Below are 25,043 nucleotides of genomic sequence, written 5' to 3' on the forward strand. Positions count from 1 at the left end.
ACCGTGTCTGACATTCTGCGCAAGATCGAAGTCTACAAGCGCGACGAGATCGCCGCCGCCAAGGCAAGCGTGCCGCTGGCAGAGATCAAGGCGCGCGCGAAGGACGCCGACGCGCCGCGCGGGTTCCTCGCCGCGCTCGAAGCCAAGCGCGGATCGGGTGGCTTCGCACTGATAGCCGAGATCAAGAAGGCAAGTCCGTCCAAAGGGCTGATCCGTGCCGATTTCGATCCGCCGAGCCTGGCCAGGGCCTATGAAAAAGGCGGCGCGGCCTGTCTTTCCGTGCTGACCGATGCGCCCTCCTTTCAGGGCGCACCGGAGTTTCTGACCGAGGCGCGAGCCGCCGTGACGCTGCCCGCCCTGCGCAAGGATTTCCTGTTCGACCCCTACCAGGTCTACGAGGCGCGGGCCTGGGGCGCGGACGCCATTTTGATCATCATGGCCAGCGTCGATGATGCCATGGCCAGCCAACTCGAATCGACTGCGTTCGAGCTCGGCATGGACGCCCTGATCGAGGTGCACGATGAAGCCGAGACCGAGCGAGCGCTGAAACTGTCATCGCAATTGATCGGCATCAACAACCGCAATCTGCGGACATTCGAGACCAGCCTCGATACGTCGGAGCGGCTGCGGGCGATGGTGCCGGGGGGTCATTTGCTGGTCAGCGAAAGCGGCATTTTCTCGCATGACGATTGCCTTAGACTGCAAAGGATGGACATCGGTGCCTTCCTGGTGGGCGAGAGCTTGATGCGCCAACGGGACGTGACCGCTGCAACGCGCTCGCTGCTCACGGGCAAGGCGTCCGATGCGGGCCGAAAATCGGAATCGATTTTCGGAGAGCACGATGCATAGAGTCAAAGTGACAGAGCGCACTCTGTGCGTCCGAATGGACGCACGTCGCTCTATGGCAATTTGACGATGACAGGCGCTCTCACCCATCTTGGCGCACAGGGCGAGGCCAACATGGTCGATGTCGGCGGCAAGGACGAGACGACGCGCACCGCGATCGCCGAGGGTTTCGTCTCGATGCAGCCAGAGACGTTGAAGACCATCCTCGCCGGCAATGCCAAAAAAGGCGATGTGCTCGGCACGGCGCGCATCGCCGGCATCATGGCAGCCAAGAAGACCCATGAGTTGATCCCGCTCTGCCACCCCCTGCTGCTGACCAAGGTTTCCGTCGACATAGAGCCTGACCATACTCTGCCCGGCCTGAAGGTCACCGCCCTTGCACGCGTCACCGGCAAGACCGGCGTCGAAATGGAAGCATTGACGGCAGCCTCGGTGGCCTGCCTGACCATTTACGACATGGCCAAGGCGGTTGACCGCGCCATGGTCATCTCCGGCATACGGCTGGTCGAAAAGACCGGCGGCAAGTCCGGCGACTACAAGGCAGGGCTCTGATGGCACTGGTTCCGGTCGCCGACGCGCTCGAGCGCCTGCTCGACGGCGCCGTGCCGCTGGCCGGCGAAAGCGTCCCGCTCATCGAGGCGATCGATCGTGTGCTGGCGGAACCGGTCATGGCGCTGCGCACCCAGCCGCCCTTCAACGCTTCGGCCATGGACGGCTATGCGGTGCGAGCCGCCGATGTCGCGTCGGTGCCGTCGAAACTCTCGGTGATCGGCATGGCGCCGGCCGGACGCGGCTTTGACGGCGCCGTCGGCCAGGCTCAGGCAGTGCGTATCTTCACCGGCGCACCGCTGCCTGACGGCGCCGACACCATCGTCATCCAGGAAAACGTCCAGGATCTCGGCGGCGGCAACATCGAAGTGATCTCGCCCACCGCCGCGTGGCGTAACATTCGCCGCGTCGGCCTCGATTTTTCCAGGGGCGACGTGCTGCTGGAGACCGGGCGCGTGCTCGACCCGGCGGCACTGTCGCTGGCGGCATCGGCCAATCATCCCCGAGTAAGCGTGGTGAAACGGCCGCTGGTCGCCATCATCGCCACCGGTGACGAGTTGTTGCCGCCCGGCAGCGAACTCGGACCCGACCAGATTATTTCGTCCAACGCCTACGGCGTCGCCGCGGCGGCACAATCGGTCGGTGCCTGTGCGCTCGATCTCGGGATCGCCGCCGACCGCAAGGACGACATCGCCGGCTTGGTCAGGAGAGCGGTCGCGGCGGGCGCCGATGTCATCGTCACGCTGGGCGGCGCCTCGGTCGGCGACCACGACCTGGTTCATGACGTGCTGACAGGCGAAGGCATGACGCTCGGCTTCTGGAAGATCGCCATGCGCCCCGGCAAGCCGCTGATGTTCGGGCGCCTCGGCGATATCAGATGCATCGGCCTGCCCGGCAACCCGGTAGCAAGCCTGGTCTGCTCGCAACTGTTCCTGAAGCCGCTTCTGGCAAGGCTGGGCGGTCGCGACCATCGTCAGGACATCCGTCCGGCACGGCTGGGCGCCGCAATGGCGGCCAATGATCTGCGCCAGGATTATGTGAGGGCGGTGGTCAGGGAGGATGACGGCGAACTGGTGGCGACGCCGTTCGGCATCCAGGATTCCTCGATGCTGAGGATGCTAGCCGATGCCAACGGACTGGTCGTTCGCGCGCCTTTTGCCCCTGCATCCGCTGCGGGCGACGCTTGCAGCGTTCTGATGTTACGCTGAAGTATTTCGTAATAACTTACTGATCACAGGGCTTATTCCGAGATCAAGGTCCGCGTCAATGCAAGCGTCGGATCGGCAAGGCCATCGACAACGTCGTAATGATGCCGGTCCGGCTCGACCACGACACTGGTGGTGGCGCCAAGCCCGGTCCAGATGTTGGCCAGCAACGCATTCTGTCGCAGGAACTCCGAGCGCTCGCCGCCGCCGGCCCAGCAGGTGATGCGGGCACCATCGATTGGCCGCAGCAGTGCCGGGCTTTCCGTCAGCGCCTCATGCTCATCGATTTTCAGCACGGCGTTCATGCCGGTGCGCATCAGCGGGCGCAAATCATGCAAGCCGGAAATCGAAACGACGTGGCGTATGCGCCGCACGACATCGGTGGCGAGCGGTGTGGTTGTGGTCACCATGCGGCTGGCGAGATGTCCACCGGCCGAATGTCCGGTCAACATCAGCGGTCCCCCGACCATTGCCGCCGCTTTGCCGATCGCCGCCCCGATTTCGCTGACAATGCCGGCAATGCGGATGTCCGGGCACAGCGTGTAGGAAGGCATAGCCACCGCAAAGCCGTTGCCGACCGCGCCCTTGGCGAGATGCGACCATCCGCTTTTATCGGACTCCAGCCAGTAGCCGCCATGGATGAACACGACGAGCCCCTTGGGCGTGGTCTCCGGCAGGAAAAGGTCGAGCCGGTTGCGCGGTCGATCGCCATACGCGATGTCGAACCGTGCCCGGCCCTCCCCCGACAGTGCGTCACGGAACGCTTGCGCTGGTTCCGACCAGGCGGCCGGCCACCGGTCGCTGCCGGCAATATTCGCGCCGTTGGCATAGGCATTGTCCCAATCGGCAATGCGATGGTCGAGCATCGGCACCCTCCCCAAAAGCGTCGTCTCAGTGCTAGCAATGGCCGCCACCAGGCCGTGCGTCAAGGCTTTGGGATGAAACATTTTAGGCTTGAAACAAATTTCGACTGGTGCGATCCTGCCTTCGGAACAGCCGACAAAATGGGAGGTCCGCTGTGCCGTCCGAACCCGCCGATGGTCACCTTTCCGGTGACATGTCGACAAGGGTGTAGCCGGCCGCACGAAGCCTTCCGCGAGAGACAGGAATTCAGATCCACCGCCGCCGGCCAGGTGCCACGCACACTGCCAGGCGGCAGACAGGGACAGCGGCGACATGCTTGGGCCTTCAGCGCATACCGACACGTTCACCCGCGATAATCTGCCGCCACCCGAGCAATGGCCCGACTTCCTGCTCGACGGCTTCGACTATCCAGAACACCTCAATGCCGGTGTCGAATTGACCGACAGGCTCGTCGAGAAGGGCCTTGGTGACCACACCGCGCTGATCGGCAATGGCCGCCGCCGCACCTACAAGGAACTGTCCGACTGGACGAACCGGCTCGCCCATGCGCTGGTCGAGAACTACGGCGTCGAGCCGGGCAACCGGGTGCTGATCCGCTCCGCCAACAACCCGGCAATGGTCGCCTGCTGGCTGGCCGCCACCAAGGTCGGTGCTGTCGTCGTCAACACCATGCCGATGTTGCGCGCCGGTGAACTCACCAAGATCGTCGACAAGGCCGAGATCACGACCGCGCTCTGCGACACCAGGCTGATGGACGAGATGACCGCCTGCGCCAAGGACAGCGCGTTCCTGAAGCAGGTGATCGGCTTCGACGGCACCGCCAACCATGACGCCGAGCTCGATCGCGCCGCCCTCGACAAGCCGGTTACCTTCACCGCCGTCAGCACCGGCCGCGACGATGTCGCCCTGCTCGGCTTCACTTCGGGCACGACCGGCGTGCCGAAGGCGACGATGCATTTCCACCGCGACCTGCTGATCATCGCCGATGCCTACGCCCGTGAAGTCCTGCAGGTGACGCCCGACGACATCTTCGTCGGCTCGCCGCCGCTCGCCTTCACTTTCGGCCTTGGCGGGCTTGCCATCTTCCCCCTGCGCTTCGGCGCGGCGGCAACGCTTCTGGAACAGGCGACGCCACCCAACATGGTCCACATCATCGAGACCTACAAAGCGACCATTTCCTTCACCGCGCCGACCGCCTACCGGGCCATGCTGAAGGCCATGGACGAAGGCGCCGATCTGTCATCATTGCGCGTTGCCGTCTCGGCCGGCGAGACCTTGCCGGCCCCGGTCTTCGAAGAGTGGACGCGAAAGACCGGCAAGCCTATCCTTGACGGCATCGGCGCCACCGAAATGCTGCACATCTTCATCTCCAACCGCTTTGACGACAGGAAGCCCGCTTCGACGGGCAAGCCGGTGGGCGGTTACGAGGCGCGCATCGTTGACGAGGAGATGCGCGAGGTGCCGCGTGGCGAGACCGGACGGCTGGCGGTGCGCGGGCCGACCGGCTGCCGCTACATGGCCGATGACAGGCAGAAGGACTATGTGCGCGACGGCTGGAACCTCACCGGCGATACCTTTACGCAGGATGAGGACGGCTTCTTCCACTTCGCCGCGCGTTCCGACGACATGATCGTCAGCGCCGGCTACAACATCGCCGGACCCGAGGTCGAGGCGGCGCTGCTGTCGCATCCCGATGTCGCCGAATGCGCGGTCATCGGTGCCGAGGATGGCGAGCGCGGCCAGATCGTCGAGGCGCATGTCGTGCTGGTGCAAGGTGTCCCGCCAGACGCAATGACCGTCAAGCGCCTGCAGGACCACGTCAAGGCAGCCATCGCGCCCTACAAATATCCCCGATCGGTCAAATTCATCGCCGCTCTGCCGAAGACCCAGACCGGCAAGATCCAGCGGTTTCGGCTGCGCACGGAGAAGATCAATTGAGCGAGCCTTACGATCCGGCCTCTGAAGGCGCAGAGATGTCGTTCAAGGAGCGGATGTCCTACAGCGACTATCTGCACCTGGAGAAAGTGCTGGAGGCCCAGACACCGCTGTCCTCGGCGCATGACGAAATGCTGTTCATCATCCAGCACCAGACATCGGAATTGTGGATGAAACTCGCTTTGCACGAGATTGGCGCGGCGATCCGCTCGATCCGTGCCGACCGCCTCGAACCGAGCTTTAAGATGCTGTCGCGTGTCGCCCGCATTTTCGAGCAGTTGAACAATGCCTGGGACGTGCTGCGCACGATGACGCCCAGCGAATACACCGAGTTCCGCGACGCGCTCGGCCAGTCCTCGGGTTTCCAGTCCTGGCAGTATCGCGCCATCGAGTTCATGGCCGGTAACCGCAACCTCGCCATGCTCGGGCCGCACAAGCACCGGCCGGACCTCAGCCAGAAGCTGGAGGCGATCCTGGCCGAGCCGTCGCTCTACGATGAAGCGCTGCTGCTTCTGGCCCGCAATGGCTTCGACATCGGGGCGGACGCAAAGCGCACGGATTGGCGCGAGACGCGGACCGGGAACGAAGAAGTCCTGGTCGCCTGGCAGACGGTGTACCGCGATCCGCAGCGCTACTGGATGTTTTATGAACTGGCCGAGAAGCTGGTCGACTTCGAGGACTATTTCCGCCGCTGGCGCTTCAACCACGTCACCACCGTCGAGCGCATCATCGGCCTGAAGCGCGGCACCGGCGGCACGTCGGGCGCCTCCTATCTCAAGAAGATGCTCGAAGTCGTCCTGTTTCCGGAACTGTGGACGGTTCGCACCCGGCTCTGAACTCTCGTCTGACGCAATTCCTGTGGGAAACCGTGTCACACTTTTCCGACTTCGCGCCGGCTTCAGGTCACTGCCGTCTTGACCGCGAAGCGTGTATCCTGCCAGGCGCCAGTGCGCAGGATATCTTCCAGGACCTCGACCGCCTGCCATACATCGGCGTAGCCGACATAGAGCGGGGTGAAGCCGAAGCGGATCGTCGACGGCGCACGGAAATCGCCGATCACACCGCGCTCGATCAAGGCCCGCATCACCTGGTAACCGTTGGGATGGAGGAAGGACACCTGGCTGCCACGCTGATTGCCGTCGCGCGGGCTTTCCAGCTCCAGGCCGTAGGCGCCGCATCTGGTCTCGACGAGCTGGATGAACAGGTCGGTGAGCGCGATGCTCTTCTTGCGCACCGTCGCCATGTCGACATCGTCCCAGATATCCAGCGCCCCCTTCAGCGCCCGCATCGATAACACCGGCTGCGTGCCGCACAGGAACCGGCGGATACCGCTGCCGGCCGCATAACCCTGCTCGAAGGCGAAGGGCCGCGCATGGCCCCACCAACCGCTGAGCGGCTGCTGGACTTTATCGTGATGACGCTCGGCGGCGTAGATGAAGGCTGGCGCGCCCGGGCCGCCATTGAGATATTTGTAGGTGCAGCCGATGGCGAAATCGGCATTGGCGCTGTCGAGCTCGACAGGCAGCGCGCCGGCGGTGTGGCAGAGATCCCAGACGATCAGCGCTCCGACCTGATGGGCCTTGCATGTCAGTGCCGCCATGTCGCGCAGCTGGCCGGACTTGTAGTTGACGTGGTTGACCAGGATGACCGCAACGCGCTCGTCGATCAGCTCCTCAATGGTCGGCGCATCAACGCCCTCAAGCCGCAACACCGTGCCGGGGCGCGTCGAGGCCACGCCTTCGGCCATGTAGAGATCGGTTGGAAAGCTGTCTCCCTCGGCGACGATGACCGAGCGGTCCGGCCGCATGCCGAGTGCGGCATGCAGCACCTTGTAGATGTTGATCGAGGTCGTATCGCAGACCACCGTCTGGCCGGCCGCCGCGCCGATCAGCCGCCCCAGTTGGTCGCCGAGCGCGACCGGCATGTCGAACCAGCCGGCGGTGTTCCAGGCACGGATCAGATCCTGTGCCCACTCCTGGGTCGCGGCTTTCCGCAGCTCGTCGAAGACGGCGGGTGCTGCGGCGCCGAGTGAATTGCCGTCGAGATAGATCACGCCTTCCGGCAAGATGAACCGGTCGCGCATGGCACGCAGCGGGTCCGCCGCATCCATGGCTTCGACGGCTGCGAGATCGAGCGTTGCAGGCATCATTTGTGACATTCCCTGGTTATTCACGCCTTGGTCATTCACGCCGGTTACTCACGAATCGCTTCGCGAACCGGTGCGGAACCCCGGCTGCGCTTGAGGCTGGGCAAGGCAAGCATGGCCAGTACGAACAGGCCCGTGGCAAGCTTCAGGTCAGGCGGCGGCATGCCGGCCGCAAGGCAGAACGACACCAGCTGGTAGTAGATGATCGCGCCGGCGAAGGGCGCCAGCAATTGCCGCCACACCGTCTGCTTGCCGACGACGGCTTCGCCGATCATCAGCGCGGCAAGGCCGTTGATGAGAATTCCCAGGCCCATATTGACGTCGGCGAAGCCTTGCGACTGCACCATCAGCGCACCGCTTGACGCCGAAAAAGCGCTGGCCAGCCCGACACCGCCTATGGTCGCGGCCCAGACATTGATGCCTTGCGCCTCGGCCATGTCAGGATTGGCGCCCACGGCGCGCACGGCAGTCCCCTTCTCGGTCCTGAAGAACATGTAGAGCAGCATGAAGGCGGCAAGCGCGAGGAGACCCGCGACGACGATCTTGCTGGCGGGGAAACCCGGCCGCGCGAACGGCACCCAGTCGAACACCGAGGGCGAACCGAAGACGGACAGGTTGGACTTGCCCATAATGCGAAGGTTGATGCTGTAGAGCATCGTCATCATCAGGATGCCCGCAAGCAGCGTGTGGATGCGGAAGCGCAGATGGATGAAGGCGGTGCAGCAGCCCGCCGCGAAGCCAGCGACAAGGGCGGCAGCAACGCCCATCAGCGGCGATGCGCCGGCGGCAAGGAGAACGCCGCAGACGCAGCCGCCCAGCGGAAAAGCGCCTTCGCTGGTGAGATCGGGAAAATTCAGCATGCGAAACGGGATCATGATCCCGAGCACGACAAAGGCCAGGATCAGGCTTTGCGCCAGGGTGACCGGCATGATCGCGACGAAGCTGGTGAGAACGTTCCCAACAAAACCCATGATGATCAGCTCGCCAGCAACATGCGATCGGTCTTGACGGAGAAATGGCCGATCAGATCGATAACCGTGACCCTCGCCTTCTCCTGCCCGGCGACTTCCAGGAGCACCCGGCCCGCATCGAGCATGATCACCCGGCTGCCATAATCGACGGCGTGTTGCATGTTGTGGGTCACCATCAAAGTCGTCAGTTTCAGCGCGTTGACGGCGCGCACGGTCGCTTGCATGACGATTTCGGCCGTGCGCGGGTCGAGGGCCGCGGTGTGCTCGTCGAGCAGCAGCAAGTCCGGCGATCCGCCGACCGCCATGATCAGCGACAAGGATTGCCGCTGCCCGCCGGAGAGCAGGTCGACACGCGTGTCGAGACGATTTTCCAAACCGAGACCCAGTATCGACAGGCGTTCCCTGTAGGATGCAAGCCGGGTGGTGTTCAGCCCCGGGCGCAAGGTGCGCTTTTGGCTGCGCAAATCGGCCAGCAGCATGTTTTCCGCAACCGTCATGCTGGCGGCGGTGCCGCGCATCGGGTCCTGGAACACGCGCGCCAGTTTCGCGGCGCGCTTGTGCACCGGCATTGCAGTCACGTCGGCGCCGTTGATCAGGATCTGGCCGGAATCGAGGATCAGGGCGCCGGAAATGGCGTTGAGCATGCTGCTCTTGCCGGCCCCGTTGGAGCCGATGACGATGCCGAACTCTCCGGTGGCCAAGGACAGGCTGAGACCGTCCAGCGCGACCTTCTCGTCGGCCTGGCCCTTGTAGAACACTTTGCGCGCGGATCGAATCTCGAGCATCGTTTCTCCCTGACCTCGGGATGACGGCGCCGACGCCGTCACCCCAGCAGTTCCGATGTTAGTCGACGATGCAGCCGCAATCGGCCATTGAAGCCGGTATCTCTATGCCGAACGCGGCCATCGCCTTGCGCGAGATCGTTGCCATGTGGTCCTTGTAGGCCGGGCGCGACGGCGCGATCGTCTTGGGATCCTTGCCCTTGAGGATCTCGGCGGCGATGTTGCCGGCGTTGACGCCGACCTGCGTGTAATTGACCGCGAAGCTCGCCGGCACGGTGCCGTTGCGGACCGCACTGTCATCGGAGTTGACGACCGGGATACCGGCCTGGCGGGCGGCCGCGGAGACAGCGGCGATCGCCGGCTGGATCAGGTTCGAGGCCGGGCCGTAGATCACGTCGGCCTTGCCGGCGAGCGAAGCGATGCGTTGCTGGATGTCATTGACGTTGTCGATGCCGACCTCCACCACCTCGAAGCCCGCGGCCGGTGCCGCCGCCTTGATCTTTTCGACCAAGGCAACGTCATTGGCCTCACCGGGATTATAAGGCACGCCGAAGCGCTTGGCGTTCGGCAGCAGCTTCTTGGTGAAGGCCATCACCGCGGCGACGTCCTGCAGATCGCTGGCGCCGGTCATGCCTTCGTCTCCGGCGTCCCATGACGGCACCAGCTTGGCCGCCACTGGATCGGTGACCGCGGCAAAAACGATCGGAATGCCGGAACCGGCGAGCGCTTTCTTGGCGATCTGCGAGACCGGCGTGGTGATGGTGTAGATCAGCTTGGGCTGCTCGGCCTGCAGCTTGGCGATCATCTGCGGCACCAGCGATGCATCGAAATTGGTGTGGCTCTCCGTGTAGACGACGTCCTTGCCCTCGACGAAGCCATTATCCGTCAGCGCCTTCTTGAAGCCGGCTGTGGCGGCGTTCAATTGCGGATGCTCGCCGAAATTGGCAATGCCGATACGGATTTGATCGGCCGCGGCACTGCCGGCACCGACCATCAATGCGCCTGCCAGGGCCAAACCCGACAACCAAGCGGATTTCGACTTCAACATCATTTCCTCCCAGATTTGATCAGGGCCGCTTGGAAACGCGGCTACTACGGCGATCATGGTCAGTCCGCCGGTCTGTGTCAAACATTATATATAATTGTTGCTGTGCCTCAATATCATATATACTTTCGCCAGACGACGGATTGATCACCATGCGGGATGAAACGAGTTCCACAAAAACGGAAGCCGCCTATCAGCTGTTGCGGCGCGACATCCTGACCACGCGCCTCATGCCCGGCGCCCCGCTCAAACTGAGTGCGCTGCGCGGCACCTATGGCGTCGGCTGGACACCGTTGCGCGAAGCCCTGTCGCGGCTCGAGGCCGAACGCCTGGTCACCGCGATCAGCAATCGTGGTTTTGCCGTGGCTCCGGTGTCGCGGGCCGAGCTGGAGGATCTGGCACGCGCCAGGATGGTGGTCGAGATACCCCTGTTCCTCGAATCGATGGAAAAAGGCGGCAGGGAGTGGGAGGATGCCGTGGTCACCGCCCACTACCGGCTCTCGCGTTGCAAGACGGCGGTCGACGATCCCTCGGACGCGGCCGTCGACAGATGGGACGAGAACCACGAGGCTTTCCATGCGGCGCTGCTGAGCGCCGCCACATGCGACTGGCTGTTGCGGTTCCGCTCGACGATCTCGGATCAGCTGCGCCGGCATCATCGCTTTCTTGGTCTGGCGCCGACACTGCGGGCCGCGGCCGGCCTCAAGGATGGCTATGAAGAGGCAATCGAAGCGCTACGCGAAGCGATTGCGATCGAACACCATACCGCGATCATGGAAGCGGCGCTCGACCGTGACGTCGAGCGGGCCAAGGCGCTGATGACGGCGCATATCGGCTACACACTGCACGTCTATGTCCACAGCGAAGACAGCGGCGCTACCAGATACGCCGCTCGCGCCGGCAGCTTGAAGGCGGGTTCGGGATAACTTCAGCGCTTCCGCGACGCCTATTCGAACGCGCTGGCCGGAGTGCGCCGAACGCCCCGATCCATGGCCGCCCGAAGCTACCAATCGTTGGCATTTTGGTTTCGTTTCGTTCCGCGAATAATGGCTCCGCGATTTATACGTCCTTCCGAGGAGAAGCCTTCCAACTAACTGATGCCAAAGCCTCGTCGGCGGATGGGCCACAGGCCATTAACCAAAACGATTTCAATGCGCCTGCCGACGGCGGAAAGGACTGGTTGCCGCCCGCCGTCGCGGGCAAAAAACTTCAGACCCCTTAACAAATTCATTAAACTTTAAACGGTTGCAGAACACAACTGGAACAGATAGTGTTTGTTCTGGGTTTGTTTTTTCGATTCTGGTTCAACCTTTCGTTCAATGTCTTGGGGGCCGCCATGCTGACACGCAAGCAACATGAACTGCTGATGTTCATCCACGAACGGCTCAAGGAAAGCGGGATACCGCCTTCCTTCGACGAGATGAAGGAAGCACTCGATCTTGCCTCCAAGTCGGGGATCCATCGCCTGATCACGGCGCTGGAGGAGCGCGGCTTCATTCGCCGGCTACCCAATCGGGCGCGCGCGCTGGAAGTGCTGCGGTTGCCGGACTCGATCGCGCCGGGCCTCAATGCGGCAAAGAAGTTCTCGCCAAGCGTCATCCAAGGCAGCCTTGGCCAAGGCAGTCTCGGACGCCAGATCAGGCCGGCCGCTGCGCCTTCGCGCCTGCCCGCGGCCGGCAACGACGACGATGCGGTTTCAGCCGTGTCCATCCCGGTCATGGGCCGTATCGCCGCCGGTGTGCCGATCGATGCCATCCAGCATCAGACGCATTCGATCTCGGTGCCGCCGGACATGATCATGGGCGGCGAGCACTATGCGTTGGAGGTCAAGGGCGACTCGATGATCGAGGCTGGTATCTTCGATGGAGACACGGTCATTATCCGCAATGCCGACACGGCAAGCCCGGGCGAAATTATCGTGGCACTGGTCGACGAAGAGGAAGCGACACTGAAGCGGTTCCGCCGCAAAGGCGCTTCGATCGCGCTCGAGGCCGCCAATCCAGCCTACGAAACGCGCATTTTCGGGCCGGACAGGGTCAAGGTGCAAGGCAAGCTGGTCGGGTTGATCAGGCGTTACTGAGCCGGCTTGCCATCGGGCTTGTCGGGTTTTTTGTACGGCGGCAGCCCCCTCGCCTCGCGTGAGAATTTTCGCTGTTCGTGCCAGGGCCGGTATGGTCCGTCGATGGCGAATGCGATCGCGGCCCGGGTCGTGGCCGACTGGGGATTGAAGAAGACGGCAGCGCTTCCCTTGCGGGCGAGCTGCCGTTTGGTGACGACGAGAACCAGTGGATTATGGCAGGCGTCATAGGCGGTTGCGTCGTTGACGATGATCAGGTCGGCGAAAGCGCAGGCTTTCCAGGTGGTCTTGCGGTCCTCGACATAGGCAATGATCGCGCCGGAAGGGTGCCTGGCAAGGCACAGGCCTTCGCGGCAGTAGAAGGGCGATCCCGGCGGCAGGTCGGTGGGACTGGCAACATCGAATTGCCTGTCTGTCGTGTCGAACATTTCCGGTTTGACGATTGTTTCGGAGATCAGGGCGCGCTTCCAGTTGTCGGTTGCGAATTCGTTCGGACGTTCCCGGTTGACGGCCAGTTCGCCATTGCCGATCGGCAGCGCGACCAGCCGCGCATCTTCCGAGATCAGCACATCGGGCGCGCGTGTGTGCGACACAATCAACAGGCCGGCAAGCGCGAATGGCAGCGCCGCGAGCCGCAGCCATGTCGTCGCCATCGTCGCGATTGCCAGCGCGACGGTGACCAGCAGCACGGATTGCTGCGAAATCAGCCCGACTCCATCGACCGGAGAGCGCTCCGATATCCACGCCGACACGGCGATCATAGCTGTCAGGCCCTTGCCCATGAGATAGAGAGCCGGCCAATCCAGTCCGAATGGCATCAGCAGGGCGCTGGCGACGGCCAGGAACATCACGACCGACACGATCGGCATCACGGCCAGATTGGCGAACAGGCTGAGCGGCGATACCCGCTGGAAATGCCAGATGGCAAACAGTGCCGTGGCGCTGCCGGCGATAATGGACGTCATGGCCAATCCTCCTGTCGCCAGCAGGAATTTTCGCGTCAGGAACCCCGCCAGGGATCGCTTTGGCGGCGGTGGCCGCGTCTTTCCCGCATGGTGATCGGCCCAGCCGGCATAAGCGCCAACCAGGGCCGCGGTCGCGGCGAACGACATCTGAAAGCTCGGGCCGACGACCTCGTGAGGCGAGACCAGGATGACGGCGATCGCCGAGATCGCCAGATTGCGCATGGTCAGGGCAGCGCGATCGAAGAAGACGGCAATCAGCATCACCGCCAGCATGATGAAGCTGCGTTCGGCGGCAACGACGACACCGGAAATGATGAGATAGGCCGCGATCGAGAACAGTGCGGCGGCGGCCGCGTATTTCTTCACCGGCCGGCGCGCGGAAAAGTCTGGAAACAGCGCGAAGGCACCACGCAGCAGACCCATGATGGTGCCGGCCACAAGCGCCATATGCAGTCCCGAAATAGAGATGATGTGATAGATGCCGGTACGCCGCATCGCTTCATTGATTTCATCGGGTATGCCGGCGCGCACGCCGACGATCAGCGCCGCCGCGATCTCGCCTTCAGCGCCGCCGACGCTGCCCCTGATGTGGTCGGCGATGGATTCGCGGGCATTTTCGATGCCTGAAAAAAGGCGAGCCGATAGCGGCATCTCACCGTCGTCGGCGGAAACAACCGTCGGATTGCCGAGAAAGAAGCCGCTGCCGCCGATGCCGGCGAAATAGCTGTCGAAAGAGAAGTCGTAGCTGTCCGGCCGCACCGGGCCGGTCGGCGGCAACAGTTTGGCGTAGCCTGTGATGAGCGAGCCGGCGGTCATTCCCGGCGGTATCTTGCGTGCGGAAAGCCGGACCCTTTCCGGTGCATAGCGCAGTTTCGGCCGGGCGGTCGAAATCACGTCCATGGTCAGCCGGATGCGGCCGCTCTCCATCTCTTCGAGCGAGACCACGCGGCCGGTCAATTGCGTGGAGATTTCCGAACCCAGCATCCGGGTTCCGGCTCGCCATGTTTCGACCTTCGCCGCGAGCAGGCCCAGCGCGCACAACAGCACTGCCATGAAACACAGCTGGGTTTTCGACCAGGAACGCGAGACGAAAACACAGACCGCCATCAGCACCACGACCGCGACGGGTTTTGCAAAGTCGGGCTCGGATGCCAGCGAGAAATAGGCGATTGCCCCAACGGCCAGACAGACCGGCACCAGCAGGAACGCGATGCCCCGGTCGAGTTCGAGCTCCGCCGCCTTGGCCACGCCATGGCGCAGGCGAGGCAAGGATACCAGGCCGACTTGCCGGCGCACGCGCGCGATCCTGCCCGCGGCAGGAGCCGGCGCCGGCTCCTGCCCACCTGCCTGCAGCGACCTGGTTTCGGGCGCAGCCACGAGCGGAGATGGCAGTGGGATCGTCGCAGGCGCCGCAAACAGGGATCGCTCGCTGACGCCGATAGCGGCATCCTCGCCCCGATCCGAGCCCCGGCCTCGTCCAGTCATCGGGTCTGCCCCTTGCACCCTCGACGTCCTATGCTACATGAACGCGCAACGCGCGAAAGTCCGCACGCTCCGCACCCAGCTTCAGACGTTTTCCGAGAGTTCCATGCCCGACAAGGTCATCACCCGTTTTGCCCCCTCGCCGACCGGCTATCTGCACATCGGCGGCGCGCGCACGGCGCTCTTCAACTGGCTCTATGCAAAGCATACCGGCGGCACGATGCTGCTGCGCATCGAGGACACCGATCGCGAGCGTTCGACCGATGCGGCCACATCGGCCATTCTCGATGGCCTGACCTGGCTTGGCCTTTCGTGGGACGGTGACGCGGTCTCCCAATTCGAGCGCGCGCCGCGCCATCGCGAGGTGGCCGAGGAGCTGGTGCGCCTGGGCAAGGCCTATTACAGCTACGAGACTTCAGCCGAGCTCGAGGCAATGCGCGAAGCTGCACGTGCCAAGGGCCTACCGCCACGCTATAACGGCCATTGGCGTGACCGCGACCCGTCGGAGGCGCCGTCCGGCGTCAGGGGCGCCATCCGCATCAAGGCACCGGCCGAGGGCGAGACGGTGGTGCAGGACCGGGTCCAGGGAGACGTGCGCTTCCCCAACAAGGATCTCGACGACTTCATCATCCTGCGTTCGGACGGCAACCCGACCTACATGCATGCCGTCGTCGTCGACGATCACGACATGGGCGTCACCCACATCATCCGTGGCGACGATCACCTGACCAACGCCGCCCGCCAGACCGTGATCTACAACGCCATGGGCTGGGACGTGCCGTCGATGTCGCATATCCCGCTGATCCACGGCGCCGACGGCGCCAAGCTGTCGAAGCGCCATGGCGCGCTCGGCGTCGAAGCCTATCGCGCCATGGGCTATCTGCCGGAGGCGCTGCTCAATTATCTTGCGCGGCTCGGCTGGAGCCATGGCGACGACGAGATCATGTCGATCGAGGACATGGTCTCGTGGTTCGACATTGGCGACGTCAACAAGGGCGCGGCGCGCTTCGATTTCGCCAAGCTGGAAGCGATCAACGGCGCGCATATGCGACGTATGGCCGACACCGAGCTGTTCGATATCTTTATCGCCACCTTGCCCTATCTGGAGGGCGGCCCGGCGATGGCGGCGCGGCTCAACGAGAAGAACAAGGCGCAGCTGCTGGCAGCACTTCCAGGCCTGAAGGAGCGCGCCAAGACGCTGGTCGAGCTTGTCGACGGCGCCGCCTTCCTGTTTGCCGCGCGGCCGCTGCCGATCGACGACAAGGCGGCACTCCTGCTCAATGACGACGCGCGCAAGATCCTGCGTGGCGCTCACGAAGCTTTGAAGTCGCTGTCAGGCGACTGGACGGCGGCCACGGCCGAGGCCGCGATCCGCGACTTTGCGCTGGCTGGCGGGCACAAGCTTGGCGCCGTGGCCCAGCCGTTGCGGGCTGCGTTGACCGGCAAGAGCACGTCACCGGGCGTATTCGACGTGCTTGCCGTTCTGGGGCGTGAGGAAAGCCTGGCGCGCGTAGCGGATCAAATCGATTAGGAGCAAACTGGCCCAAGAAGATTGGCATTGAAAGGCGGGTTTCGCAGTGCAACATTAGGCCTTGGCCCAATCTGGCACGCACCTCCTAGAATGCGGTGGCGAATACGCGCATTGCGGTGATTTCGACGTGTCGCTCTGCGGAATTTGCCTTTGCCGGCATGAGGAAACAAGAAGGAGTTTGCAATGACCGAAGCTGCGAAAAAACTGGATGTGGGCGGCCAAGAGGCCACGGCAACGCTGGAATTCGCCGGCAAGACTCACGAATTCAAGGTGCGAAGCGGCTCGGTCGGACCTGACGTCATCGACATCGCCTCGCTCTACAGCACCATCGGCGCCTTCACCTATGACCCGGGCTTCACCTCGACGGCAAGCTGCGAGTCGGAAATCACCTTCATCGATGGCGACGCCGGCATCCTCCTGCATCGGGGCTATCCGATCGACCAGTTGGCCGAACATGGCGACTTCCTCGAAGTCTGCTACCTCCTGCTCTACGGCGAATTGCCGACCAAGGCGCAGAAGGACGATTTCGACTACCGCGTAACGCGCCACACAATGGTGCACGAGCAGATGTCGCGCTTTTTCACCGGCTTCCGCCGCGACGCGCACCCGATGGCGGTGATGTGCGGCGTGGTTGGCGCGCTGTCGGCCTTCTATCATGACTCGACCGACATCTCCGACCCGTACCAGCGCATGGTTGCCTCCATGCGCCTGATCGCCAAAATGCCGACGATCGCGGCCATGGCCTACAAGTACCACATCGGCCAGCCCTTTATTTACCCGAAGAACGATCTCGGTTTCGCGGCAAACTTCCTGCACATGTGCTTTGCCGTGCCGTGCGAGGAGTACAAGATCAACCCGGTGCTGGCGCGCGCCATGGAGCGTATCTTCATCCTGCATGCCGATCATGAGCAGAACGCTTCGACCTCGACCGTTCGCCTCGCCGGTTCCTCGGGCGCCAACCCGTTCGCCTGCATCGCCGCCGGGATTGCTTGCCTGTGGGGCCCGGCCCATGGCGGCGCCAACGAAGCGGCGCTCAACATGCTGGGCGAGATCGGGCATGTCGATCACATCCCGGAATTCATCGCCCGCGCCAAGGACAAGAACGATCCATTCCGCCTGATGGGCTTTGGCCACCGCGTCTACAAGAACTACGATCCGCGTGCCAAGATCATGCAGAAGACGGCGCATGAGGTTCTGGGCGAACTCGGCATCAAGGACGATCCGCTGCTCGACATCGCGATGGAACTGGAAAAGATCGCGCTGACCGATCCCTATTTCATCGAGAAGAAACTCTACCCGAACGTCGACTTCTATTCCGGCATCACGCTGAAGGCGCTGGGCTTCCCCACCACCATGTTCACCGTGCTGTTCGCGGTCGCCCGCACGGTTGGCTGGATCGCCCAGTGGAAGGAAATGATCGAGGATCCACGCCAGAAGATCGGCCGTCCGCGCCAGCTCTATACCGGCGCGCCGGAGCGCGACTACGTGCCGATCGCCAAGCGCTGAGACAAGTGAGTAGTGAGTAGTGGTTAGTGAGTAGTGAGGTTAGAGAGTTTTCTAACTCACTACTCACTACTCACTATTCACCACTCACTACTGCCTACTCACTCTCTTGATACACCTCATCACCACCTGCGCCGCGATCTCACCGGACGGTTTGTCCGTTGCCATGCGCCGTGAAATCTCGGCGAACCCGTCTTTCTGCCAGGCGCGCATGCCACTGTCGGCCAACAGCGCTTCCAGCTGGCGTGCCAGATTGTTCGGCCTGACGTATTCGTCGTAGAACTCCGGGATCAGTGCGCGATCCGAGATCAGGTTGGGCAGCAGCGCCGACCAGACCGAAACGAGATATCGCGCCACGGCGCGTGCGACAGGGTCGAGACGGTAGCAAGAGATCATCGGCACGCCGGACAGTGCCAGTTCCAGGGAGACGGTGCCGGACGCGATCAACGCCGCGTCGGCCTTGCCGAAGGCCTGCCATTTGCGTTCCGGCTCCAGGATAATCTCGGGTTTTTCATCCCAGCGCGTGACCGCGGATCGTACGGTGTCCGCGACATGCGGCACCGTCGGCAACATCAGCCGAAGCCGATGCCCGCGTGCCCGCAGCATCGACACGGTCTCGCCGAACGGCTCGAGCAGCCGTCGCACCTCGCCGCGCCGCGAGCCGGGCAGGACAAGCAGCGTCTTCACGCGGTCTGGTGAAAGATCACGCGGCTGGGCCTGCGCCCTAGCGGCCGACAGCACGCCTGGATCATGCGTCAGGCGATGGCCGACATAGGTGCCGGGCGGGCCACCCAGCCGATCGAGCTCCTTCACTTCGAACGGCAGGATGCACAGGATGTGATCGACATACGGCTTCATCGCCACCGCCCTGCCCGGCCGCCATGCCCAGACGCTCGGGCAGACATAGTGGACGATCGGGATCGTCGGGTTGGCGGCGCGCACCTTTTTGGCGACGCGCAGCGAAAAATCGGGGCTGTCGATGGTGACGAGGCAGTCCGGCTTGGCATCCGCAACCAGCCCCGCCAGCTGACCGATCCGCCGCATCAGGCGCGGCAGGTCACGCAGGACGGCGCTGAACCCCATCAGCGCGACCTCGCTGGCGTCGAACGGCGAAACCAGCCCAAGCGCCTGCAGGTGGCGGCCACCGAGGCCGACGAGCTGCACCTCGCGTCCTGTTATTTGGCGCAGCGACTGGACAATGTCGGCGCCAAGCAGGTCGCCTGACTCCTCGCCCGCGACGATCGCGATCTTCAGCGCCCTGTCAGCCATGACCTGACTCCGTTGCGGCCAGGCCGACAATGAACAGCCCAAGGTCATTGGCACGCGAGAGGGTTGCGGGAGCTTCGAGGATTAGGGAGCGTCCCGCCTCGACGGCAATGCCGGCAAGCCCGGCCGCATGCGCTGCTTCTACCGTCTGGGGCCCTATGGAAGGAAGATCCGCGCGCAGCTCCTGGCCAGGCTTGGCGCATTTGACCAGCACACCGCGCGTCTTGCCGGCGATACGGCCGTGGCCGCGCAGCAGCCTGGCGCGGTCCAGCAATCCGGCCGTGCCCTCGATGCCTTCAAGCGCAATGGTCCGGCCGCCGACCGCGATCGCCGCCTGGCCGATATCCAGCGCCCCGATGGCTTTTGCCGCGGCAAAACCTGCCTCGATGTCGCGCCAGTCCGACTTCCGGGGCGTGGCCCTGGTCAACACCCCTTCGGCGGCGACAAGGTTCGGCACGATCTCGTGGGCGCCCACGACCTTTATCCCCCGGGCCTCGAGCCCGCGCGCCACCACCTTGAGCAGTCCATCGTCGCCGCGCGCCAACGCCATGACGACGACGGGTATCACAGCGAGCAGGCTGAGGCTTGGGCGCATCTGTGTCAGCCTTGGCCTGCGCTTAATCTCGCCGGCAAGCACCAGATGCGTAATCCGGTTACGCTTGAGCAGCGGAATGAGCGATCCTATCGCCTCCAGGGCAAGGGTCTCATGCTCGTAACGGCACAATTCAGCCAGGCGGTCGGCCTCACCGTCCATGAGCACGACGAAGGGCGGATGACCCTGTCCGGCCAAACCGGCAGCGACTTCGACCGGAAGGCTGCCGCCGCCGGCGATGATGCCGACCCTGGCACCAGGCGGGAGATCGAGACCAGCCGCGGCTGTCTCAGCCTTCGTCATCGGCATCGTCGCCATCGCCGCCCTTGAGCGATGGCACCGCATAGTGCCGCTTGCCGCGACTGGTGATGAAGTCGATGATCTTCATCGCTGTCGGCGACGAGGCGAACTCCACCTTGGCGAACTCGATGTTCTCGCCCACGGTGCGGGAGCGGTCGAAGATCGTCTTGTAGGCCTTGCGCAGCAGATGGATTTCGGAACGCGGCAGACCGGCGCGCTTGAGGCCGATGATGTTCAAGCCGCGCAGGCTGGCGCGGTTACCGACGGCGATGGCATAGGGAATGACATCACCGACAAAAGCCGAGCACCCGCCAAGAAAGGCGTTGTCACCCACGCGCACGAATTGATGGACGGCGCTGAGGCCGCCAATATAGACGTTGTTGCCGATCTCGCAGTGGCCGCCCAATGTCGCCCCATTGGCGAAGGTGGCGTTGTTGCCGACGGCACAGTCATGGGCGATATGGGCGTAGGCGAGGAAATTGCCATTGTCGCCGACCGTGGTTTCGCCACGGCTGGTGTCGGTGCCGACATGCATGGTCACGCCTTCGCGGATGGTGCAGTTGGCGCCAATGACCAGCGTCGTGCGGCCGCCCTTGTGCTTGGTGTTTTGCGGCGGTGCGCCCAGTGTCGCCATCGGATAGACCTTGGTCGACGCCCCGATAGTGGTCGCGCCCATCACCGAGACATGGCTGACCAGTTCGACCCCGTCGCCGATCACGGCATCGGCGCTGACATGGCAGAACGGCCCAATGCGCACACCCTGGCCGATCTGGGCGCCTTCTTCCACGACGGAGGAAGGATGGATTGACGTCTTGATTTTCATAGGCACTCGATCGTCAGTCGCCGGTGACCATCATGGCTGAAATCTCGGCCTCGGCCGCCTTGGTACCTTCGACCAGGGCTTCACAGGCGAATTTGAGCAGGTTGCCGCGCTTCTTGATTTTCTTGACATGGATCTTCAACTGGTCGCCGGGGACGACCGGTTTGCGGAATTTGGCGTTGTCGATGGTCAGAAAATAGACCAGCGATGGCTTTGACGCCCCGAGGCTGCGGATGCAGATGGCTCCGGCCGTCTGGGCCATGGCCTCGACGATCAGCACGCCAGGCATCACCGGCTGCTCCGGGAAATGCCCCTGAAAATGCGGCTCGTTTATGGTCACGTTCTTGATGCCGATGGCGGAGTCGTCGCCGTCGATGTCCACGATGCGGTCGATCATCAGGAAGGGATAGCGGTGCGGCAGGAGCTTCATCAGCCCCAATATGTCGACCGCTTCCAGCGTTGTCGCCGCCACCATGTCAGCCATTGTCCTTGCCCTGCTTGCGTGCCCTGGCCATCGTGCGCAACATGGCTATCTCTCGCATGGCTTCCGCCATCGGCTGCGCCGGATAGCCACCCCAGATCTCGCCGGCGGGAACATTGCTCATAAATCCACTTCTGGCTGCAAGCTTGGCACCTGTACCAATCGTCAGATGATCCGCAAGCCCGACACCGCCGCCCATGGTGACATTGTCACCCACCACCACGGAACCGGAAATACCCGACAGCCCGGCCACTATACAATTGCGGCCGATGCGGACGTTATGGGCGATCTGAACGAGATTGTCGATCTTGGTGCCTTGCCCGATGATCGTATCGGACATGGCGCCACGATCGACGGTGGAATTGGAGCCGATCTCGACATCGTCCTGGATGACGACGCGTCCGATCTGTGGAACACGTTCCGGCCCCTTGGCGCCGCCGACAAAGCCAAAGCCGTCCTGGCCGATCCTGGCGCCACCATGGATGATGACCCGATTGCCGATCAGAGCGTACTGGATACTGGCGCCCGGCCCGACATAACCGTCACGGCCAATCTGGCAGGACTGTCCGATGACGGCGTTGGGCGCAATGACTGTGCCGCCGCCGATCGAGACACCAGGCCCGATGACCGCGCCGGCCTCGATGATAGCCCCGGCTTCGACATGCGCCGTCGGATCGACATGGGCATGCGGCGAAACACCGGTTTCACTGGTCATTGGCCCCGGCGTGGCGGCTGTCGGGAACAGCAGGCGCCCAACCAGCGCGAAAGCCTGCTGCGGCCGTGGATGAGTCAAGACAGCGACGCTGGAAGGCGCCTTGTTTGCGAATTCGGCCGTGCACAGGACCGCCGCCGCCCGCAGCGACGGCATCAGCGCGGAATTACGCCTGCCGTCGACGAAGACAAGCGCATTGGCGCCGCCTTCATTGGCCGGCGCCAGCGCTTCGATCAAAACGTCGGATTGGCCGGAATCGACAAGCACCGAGCCGGTCAGATTCGCGACTTCGGCCGCCGTATACCGGCGTGATGGCGCGAAGAACACCGGATCGGTCATTCCAGAAGCTATATCCAGCTAGGTCGGAACATTTCTCCCGGATCCAAAACCCGGGAGCATCGTTGGCCGCCGATCAGAAGCGGGTCGATATGCCGAAGTTGAATTCCTGCACGTCGTCTGTGGCTTCCTTTTTGACCGGGATTGCATAGTCGATACGAATTGGGCCGAACGGAGACGCCCACATCAGGCCGAGACCAACCGAGGCGCGTATCTGCAAGCCGGTCGAGTCCTGATTGACCAGTGACTGATCGGCAATCTTGTTGCCGTAGAGCGTCGCCGCATCGGCGAACACCGCGCCACGCAAGCCGAAGCTCTCGGGAATAACCGGGAGTGGAAATTGCGCCTCGGCCGAAGCGTTGAAATAGGTCGTACCGCCAAGGTGATCGCCACTGGTGCCGGAAGCGACGGGGCCGATGCCACCGTAGGCAAAGCCGCGGATCATTCGATCGGTGCTCTGGAAGTGGTCGAAGATGCGCAGATCGCCGTCGCTGCCGTAACCCTCGACATGGCCTGCACCACCCGAAAGGAGGCCGACAAGGTCAAGCTGCTCGGACAGCGTCTGGTAGATGCTGCCGCGCCCGGTGATCTTCACGAATTTGGCATCGCCGCCGAGACCCGCGACCTCCACGGTCGTATTGGCGTAGATACCCTCATGCGGGTTCTTCATGTCGTCGATCGTATTATAAACCAGTCCCAGGCTGACCGAGGACTTGATCCACGGACTCTGATCGATGCCGTCCAGGATGGCCTGCGAGATGTTACAGGTGCCGCCGGGAGGATTTGGAGGATCGGTAGGGCCGCAACTATCGTCGACCTTATATTTCTCCTGCGAGATGTTGTACGCCAACTGGGTCGTGATGCTGTTGGTGATAGGCAGTCCGAAGCGGATCGTCGCGCCGGTGGTGTCGCTGTCGTAATTGTTGTTGTATTCCCGCGTCGACTTGAAAATGTCGAAGCCGGCTGCGATGCGCCGCCCGAGGAAATAGGGCTCAGTGAAGGACAGGCTGTAGTCGCGCGAATTCTTGCCGCCACCCGCCGACACTTTGATGAACTGGCCGCGACCGAGGAAGTTGCGCTCGGTGATCGATCCTTCGACGGACGGTCCAGCCGAATCGCCGCCGGTCGAATAGCCGGCGCCAACCGAGAATTCACCCGTCGACTTCTCGACCACGTCGACCACCAGCACGACCTGGTCAGGGGCCGAGCCAGGCACGGTCGAAATGTCGACTTTGTCAAAATAATTCAGGTCTTCCAGGCGCTTCTTCGCGCGCTGGATGAGCACCTGATTGAACGCATCGCCTTCGCTGACATCGAATTCGCGACGGATGACATAGTCACGCGTGCGGTCGTTGCCGCGGATCTCGATGCGCTCGACATAGGCCTTGGTGCCCTGGTCGACGGTGTAGACCACCGAGATCGTGTGGTTCTCGAAGTTGCGGTCGCCGCGCGGTGTCACCTGGGCGAAAGCATAGCCGGAACCAGCCACCTTCTCCGTCAGCGCAATGATGGAGTCTTCGACGTTCTTGGCATTGTAGACATCGCCCTTGCGGGTTTCGACCACCGATTCCAGCGACTTGGAGTCGACTTCCGGAATCGTGCTTTCGACGCTGATGTCGCCAAAATTGTAGCGCTCGCCTTCCTGGACGGTGATGGTGACCGTGTATTTGTTGGTCGCGTTGTCGAGCTCGCCGACGGCGGACACGACCTGGAAGTCGGCATAACCGTGATTGTAATAGAAGCGGCGCAGCAGCTCCTGGTCGGCGCGCAGCTTGTCTTCGTCGTAGACGTCGTCGCGCAGGATGAACGAGACCCAGGACGAGCGCTTGGTGTTGATCACATCAGACAGGCGGCGACTGGAATAGGCGCTGTTGCCGACGAAATTGATTGCCGCGATCTGCGTGCGATCGCCTTCGGTGATGTGGAAGACCACGTTCACGCGGTTGTCGCCGAGCTCCATGATCTGCGCGGTCACGCCGGCATCGTCACGGCCGATGCGCCTGTAGGCGGCCTTGACCGCCTCGACATCCGAATCCAGCGTAGCCTGAGAGAACGTGCCGCGCGGCTTCAGCTGAACCGCTGCCTGAAGCGCATTGTCCTTGAGCTTCTTGTTGCCCTGGAACAGCACCTGGTTGACGACCTTGTATTCCGAAACCTTGACCACCAGGGTCGAGCCGACCTGGTTGATCTGGACATCCGAGAACAGGCCGGTGCCGAACAGCGCCTTGACCGCGCTATCGACATCGGAGCTGGAGAAGGCCTTGCCGGGCTTGATGGTGATGTAGTTGCGGATGGTATCGGCGTCGACACGCTGGTTGCCGCTCACCTCCACCCGGCTTACGACCGCGGCTTCGGCCGCCGATGTGGCAACGAACTGCACTGCGAGCGCACCTGGTACGACCAGAGCGGCGGACAGTGCCGCCGCTGACGCGGCGTTTAGAAACTTGGATGCTGCCTTCATCGGGCTTAATAACCTTTTCTCGTAGTCCCCACGGCGAGAAAACCGGACGTGCGGTCATTTCCCCTACCGTATTAACCGGATTTTCCCTACACGCAAGGCTTCTGGTTAATTTGTATTTACTTAACCCTGTTGCGTGGCTTTCGCGTCACTCATATCCCCGTGCATGGTAAACGG

21 protein-coding genes are annotated in these 25,043 nt (G+C 63.0%); 9 read left to right on the forward strand and 12 right to left on the reverse strand.

From position 1 onward, the window contains the following. The first annotated feature begins 3 nt into the window (after positions 1–3). The 3 genes from trpC to glp all read left to right on the forward strand — a co-directional run bounded on the left by trpC (position 4) and on the right by glp (position 2,603). Complete coding sequence (trpC, locus tag FJW04_RS27965; RefSeq protein ID WP_015317808.1) at positions 4–849, forward strand: indole-3-glycerol phosphate synthase TrpC; 846 nt, start codon at positions 4–6, stop codon at positions 847–849. Between the two features lie 66 nt (positions 850–915). Next, complete coding sequence (gene moaC, locus FJW04_RS27970) at positions 916–1,398, forward strand: cyclic pyranopterin monophosphate synthase MoaC (RefSeq protein ID WP_140718001.1); 483 nt, start codon at positions 916–918, stop codon at positions 1,396–1,398. Next, positions 1,398–2,603 (forward strand): gephyrin-like molybdotransferase Glp, encoded by a 1,206-nt coding sequence (glp, locus tag FJW04_RS27975; RefSeq protein WP_140718003.1) that lies wholly within the window; start codon positions 1,398–1,400, stop codon positions 2,601–2,603. The genes moaC and glp overlap by 1 nt, the downstream gene beginning before the upstream one ends. Before the next feature lie 32 nt (positions 2,604–2,635). Here glp and FJW04_RS27980 read toward each other — a convergent pair whose 3' ends face one another. Continuing rightward, entirely contained in the window at positions 2,636–3,466 is an 831-nt protein-coding gene (locus FJW04_RS27980; RefSeq protein ID WP_140718005.1) for an alpha/beta hydrolase, read from the reverse strand. 310 nt (positions 3,467–3,776) lie between these two features. Between FJW04_RS27980 and FJW04_RS27985 the strand changes: the two genes are divergently transcribed. Both FJW04_RS27985 and kynA read left to right on the forward strand, forming a co-directional pair. Continuing rightward, a complete protein-coding gene (locus tag FJW04_RS27985; RefSeq protein ID WP_015317804.1) occupies positions 3,777–5,402 on the forward strand; it encodes an AMP-binding protein in 1,626 nt (541 codons plus the stop codon). Then, positions 5,399–6,235: a tryptophan 2,3-dioxygenase gene (gene kynA, locus FJW04_RS27990; RefSeq protein ID WP_140718007.1), complete on the forward strand. Its 837-nt coding sequence runs from the start codon at positions 5,399–5,401 to the stop codon at positions 6,233–6,235. Before FJW04_RS27985 ends, kynA begins: the two co-directional genes overlap by 4 nt. Positions 6,236–6,297: 62 nt before the next feature. Here the strand turns inward: kynA and kynU are convergent, their stop codons facing one another. Genes kynU through FJW04_RS28010 form a run of 4 tightly spaced genes read right to left on the reverse strand, consistent with a single transcriptional unit; the run spans position 6,298 to position 10,346 of the window. Continuing rightward, a complete protein-coding gene (gene kynU / locus FJW04_RS27995) occupies positions 6,298–7,545 on the reverse strand; it encodes a kynureninase (protein ID WP_140718078.1) in 1,248 nt (415 codons plus the stop codon). A gap of 47 nt (positions 7,546–7,592) precedes the next feature. Then, positions 7,593–8,516, reverse strand: coding sequence for an ABC transporter permease (locus FJW04_RS28000; RefSeq protein ID WP_140718009.1), 924 nt, complete (start codon positions 8,514–8,516; stop codon positions 7,593–7,595). A gap of 5 nt (positions 8,517–8,521) precedes the next feature. After that, complete coding sequence (locus FJW04_RS28005; protein ID WP_015317800.1) at positions 8,522–9,301, reverse strand: ABC transporter ATP-binding protein; 780 nt, start codon at positions 9,299–9,301, stop codon at positions 8,522–8,524. Between the two features lie 58 nt (positions 9,302–9,359). Then, the gene (locus tag FJW04_RS28010) at positions 9,360–10,346 is read right to left on the reverse strand and encodes an ABC transporter substrate-binding protein (RefSeq protein WP_140718011.1); all 987 of its coding nucleotides are present in this window, start codon (positions 10,344–10,346) and stop codon (positions 9,360–9,362) included. 149 nt (positions 10,347–10,495) lie between these two features. Here FJW04_RS28010 and FJW04_RS28015 point away from each other — a divergent pair, with 149 nt between their 5' ends. Both FJW04_RS28015 and lexA read left to right on the forward strand, forming a co-directional pair. Next, positions 10,496–11,269 carry a GntR family transcriptional regulator gene (locus FJW04_RS28015; RefSeq protein ID WP_140718013.1) on the forward strand — a complete coding sequence of 258 codons (774 nt, stop codon included), beginning with the start codon at positions 10,496–10,498 and terminating at the stop codon, positions 11,267–11,269. Positions 11,270–11,679: 410 nt separating this feature from the next. Then, positions 11,680–12,423, forward strand: a complete 744-nt coding sequence (gene lexA, locus FJW04_RS28020) for a transcriptional repressor LexA (protein WP_015317797.1) — start codon at positions 11,680–11,682, stop codon at positions 12,421–12,423. On the opposite strand, the gene FJW04_RS28025 is transcribed toward lexA, so the two are convergent. After that, positions 12,417–14,870 carry a ComEC/Rec2 family competence protein gene (locus FJW04_RS28025; protein WP_140718015.1) on the reverse strand — a complete coding sequence of 818 codons (2,454 nt, stop codon included), beginning with the start codon at positions 14,868–14,870 and terminating at the stop codon, positions 12,417–12,419. The genes lexA and FJW04_RS28025 overlap by 7 nt on opposite strands. 103 nt (positions 14,871–14,973) lie before the next feature. Here FJW04_RS28025 and gltX point away from each other — a divergent pair, with 103 nt between their 5' ends. Then, a complete protein-coding gene (gltX, locus tag FJW04_RS28030; protein WP_140718017.1) occupies positions 14,974–16,398 on the forward strand; it encodes a glutamate--tRNA ligase in 1,425 nt (474 codons plus the stop codon). Positions 16,399–16,581: 183 nt separating this feature from the next. Then, entirely contained in the window at positions 16,582–17,904 is a 1,323-nt protein-coding gene (gene gltA, locus FJW04_RS28035) for a citrate synthase (protein ID WP_140718019.1), read from the forward strand. A gap of 87 nt (positions 17,905–17,991) precedes the next feature. On the opposite strand, the gene lpxB is transcribed toward gltA, so the two are convergent. From lpxB to bamA, 6 genes are all read right to left on the reverse strand, one after another. Next, the gene (gene lpxB / locus FJW04_RS28040; RefSeq protein WP_140718021.1) at positions 17,992–19,170 is read right to left on the reverse strand and encodes a lipid-A-disaccharide synthase; all 1,179 of its coding nucleotides are present in this window, start codon (positions 19,168–19,170) and stop codon (positions 17,992–17,994) included. Continuing rightward, on the reverse strand, positions 19,163–20,062 hold the full coding sequence (locus FJW04_RS28045) for an LpxI family protein (RefSeq protein ID WP_224719209.1): 900 nt from the start codon (positions 20,060–20,062) through the stop codon (positions 19,163–19,165). The genes lpxB and FJW04_RS28045 overlap by 8 nt, the downstream gene beginning before the upstream one ends. Beyond that, positions 20,049–20,882, reverse strand: coding sequence for an acyl-ACP--UDP-N-acetylglucosamine O-acyltransferase (lpxA, locus tag FJW04_RS28050; RefSeq protein WP_140664109.1), 834 nt, complete (start codon positions 20,880–20,882; stop codon positions 20,049–20,051). Before lpxA ends, FJW04_RS28045 begins: the two co-directional genes overlap by 14 nt. 13 nt (positions 20,883–20,895) lie before the next feature. Beyond that, the gene (gene fabZ / locus FJW04_RS28055) at positions 20,896–21,363 is read right to left on the reverse strand and encodes a 3-hydroxyacyl-ACP dehydratase FabZ (RefSeq protein ID WP_015317790.1); all 468 of its coding nucleotides are present in this window, start codon (positions 21,361–21,363) and stop codon (positions 20,896–20,898) included. Next, on the reverse strand, positions 21,356–22,411 hold the full coding sequence (gene lpxD / locus FJW04_RS28060) for a UDP-3-O-(3-hydroxymyristoyl)glucosamine N-acyltransferase (RefSeq protein WP_140718026.1): 1,056 nt from the start codon (positions 22,409–22,411) through the stop codon (positions 21,356–21,358). Before lpxD ends, fabZ begins: the two co-directional genes overlap by 8 nt. Before the next feature lie 73 nt (positions 22,412–22,484). Beyond that, complete coding sequence (bamA, locus tag FJW04_RS28065) at positions 22,485–24,869, reverse strand: outer membrane protein assembly factor BamA (RefSeq protein ID WP_140718028.1); 2,385 nt, start codon at positions 24,867–24,869, stop codon at positions 22,485–22,487. Positions 24,870–25,043 lie beyond the last annotated feature (174 nt).

The organism is Mesorhizobium sp. B2-7-3 (assembly GCF_006440715.1).
GTDB lineage: Bacteria > Pseudomonadota > Alphaproteobacteria > Rhizobiales > Rhizobiaceae > Mesorhizobium > Mesorhizobium australicum.

Excerpts from the sequence above, each read along its gene's own strand:
- FJW04_RS28045 (WP_224719209.1), bottom strand. The coding sequence starts at position 20,062 with ATGACGAAGGCTGAGACAGCCGCGGCTGGTCTCGATCTCCCGCCTGGT.
- FJW04_RS27985 (WP_015317804.1), top strand. The coding sequence starts at position 3,777 with ATGCTTGGGCCTTCAGCGCATACCGACACGTTCACCCGCGATAATCTG.
- gltX (WP_140718017.1), top strand. The coding sequence starts at position 14,974 with ATGCCCGACAAGGTCATCACCCGTTTTGCCCCCTCGCCGACCGGCTAT.
- moaC (WP_140718001.1), top strand. The coding sequence starts at position 916 with ATGACAGGCGCTCTCACCCATCTTGGCGCACAGGGCGAGGCCAACATG.
- kynU (WP_140718078.1), bottom strand. The coding sequence starts at position 7,545 with ATGCCTGCAACGCTCGATCTCGCAGCCGTCGAAGCCATGGATGCGGCG.
- FJW04_RS28015 (WP_140718013.1), top strand. The coding sequence starts at position 10,496 with ATGCGGGATGAAACGAGTTCCACAAAAACGGAAGCCGCCTATCAGCTG.
- lpxA (WP_140664109.1), bottom strand. The coding sequence starts at position 20,882 with ATGAAAATCAAGACGTCAATCCATCCTTCCTCCGTCGTGGAAGAAGGC.
- lpxB (WP_140718021.1), bottom strand. The coding sequence starts at position 19,170 with ATGGCTGACAGGGCGCTGAAGATCGCGATCGTCGCGGGCGAGGAGTCA.
- lexA (WP_015317797.1), top strand. The coding sequence starts at position 11,680 with ATGCTGACACGCAAGCAACATGAACTGCTGATGTTCATCCACGAACGG.
- FJW04_RS28010 (WP_140718011.1), bottom strand. The coding sequence starts at position 10,346 with ATGTTGAAGTCGAAATCCGCTTGGTTGTCGGGTTTGGCCCTGGCAGGC.
- FJW04_RS28005 (WP_015317800.1), bottom strand. The coding sequence starts at position 9,301 with ATGCTCGAGATTCGATCCGCGCGCAAAGTGTTCTACAAGGGCCAGGCC.
- FJW04_RS28000 (WP_140718009.1), bottom strand. The coding sequence starts at position 8,516 with ATGGGTTTTGTTGGGAACGTTCTCACCAGCTTCGTCGCGATCATGCCG.
- fabZ (WP_015317790.1), bottom strand. The coding sequence starts at position 21,363 with ATGGCTGACATGGTGGCGGCGACAACGCTGGAAGCGGTCGACATATTG.
- bamA (WP_140718028.1), bottom strand. The coding sequence starts at position 24,869 with ATGAAGGCAGCATCCAAGTTTCTAAACGCCGCGTCAGCGGCGGCACTG.
- FJW04_RS27980 (WP_140718005.1), bottom strand. The coding sequence starts at position 3,466 with ATGCTCGACCATCGCATTGCCGATTGGGACAATGCCTATGCCAACGGC.
- lpxD (WP_140718026.1), bottom strand. The coding sequence starts at position 22,411 with ATGACCGATCCGGTGTTCTTCGCGCCATCACGCCGGTATACGGCGGCC.
- FJW04_RS28025 (WP_140718015.1), bottom strand. The coding sequence starts at position 14,870 with ATGACTGGACGAGGCCGGGGCTCGGATCGGGGCGAGGATGCCGCTATC.
- gltA (WP_140718019.1), top strand. The coding sequence starts at position 16,582 with ATGACCGAAGCTGCGAAAAAACTGGATGTGGGCGGCCAAGAGGCCACG.
- glp (WP_140718003.1), top strand. The coding sequence starts at position 1,398 with ATGGCACTGGTTCCGGTCGCCGACGCGCTCGAGCGCCTGCTCGACGGC.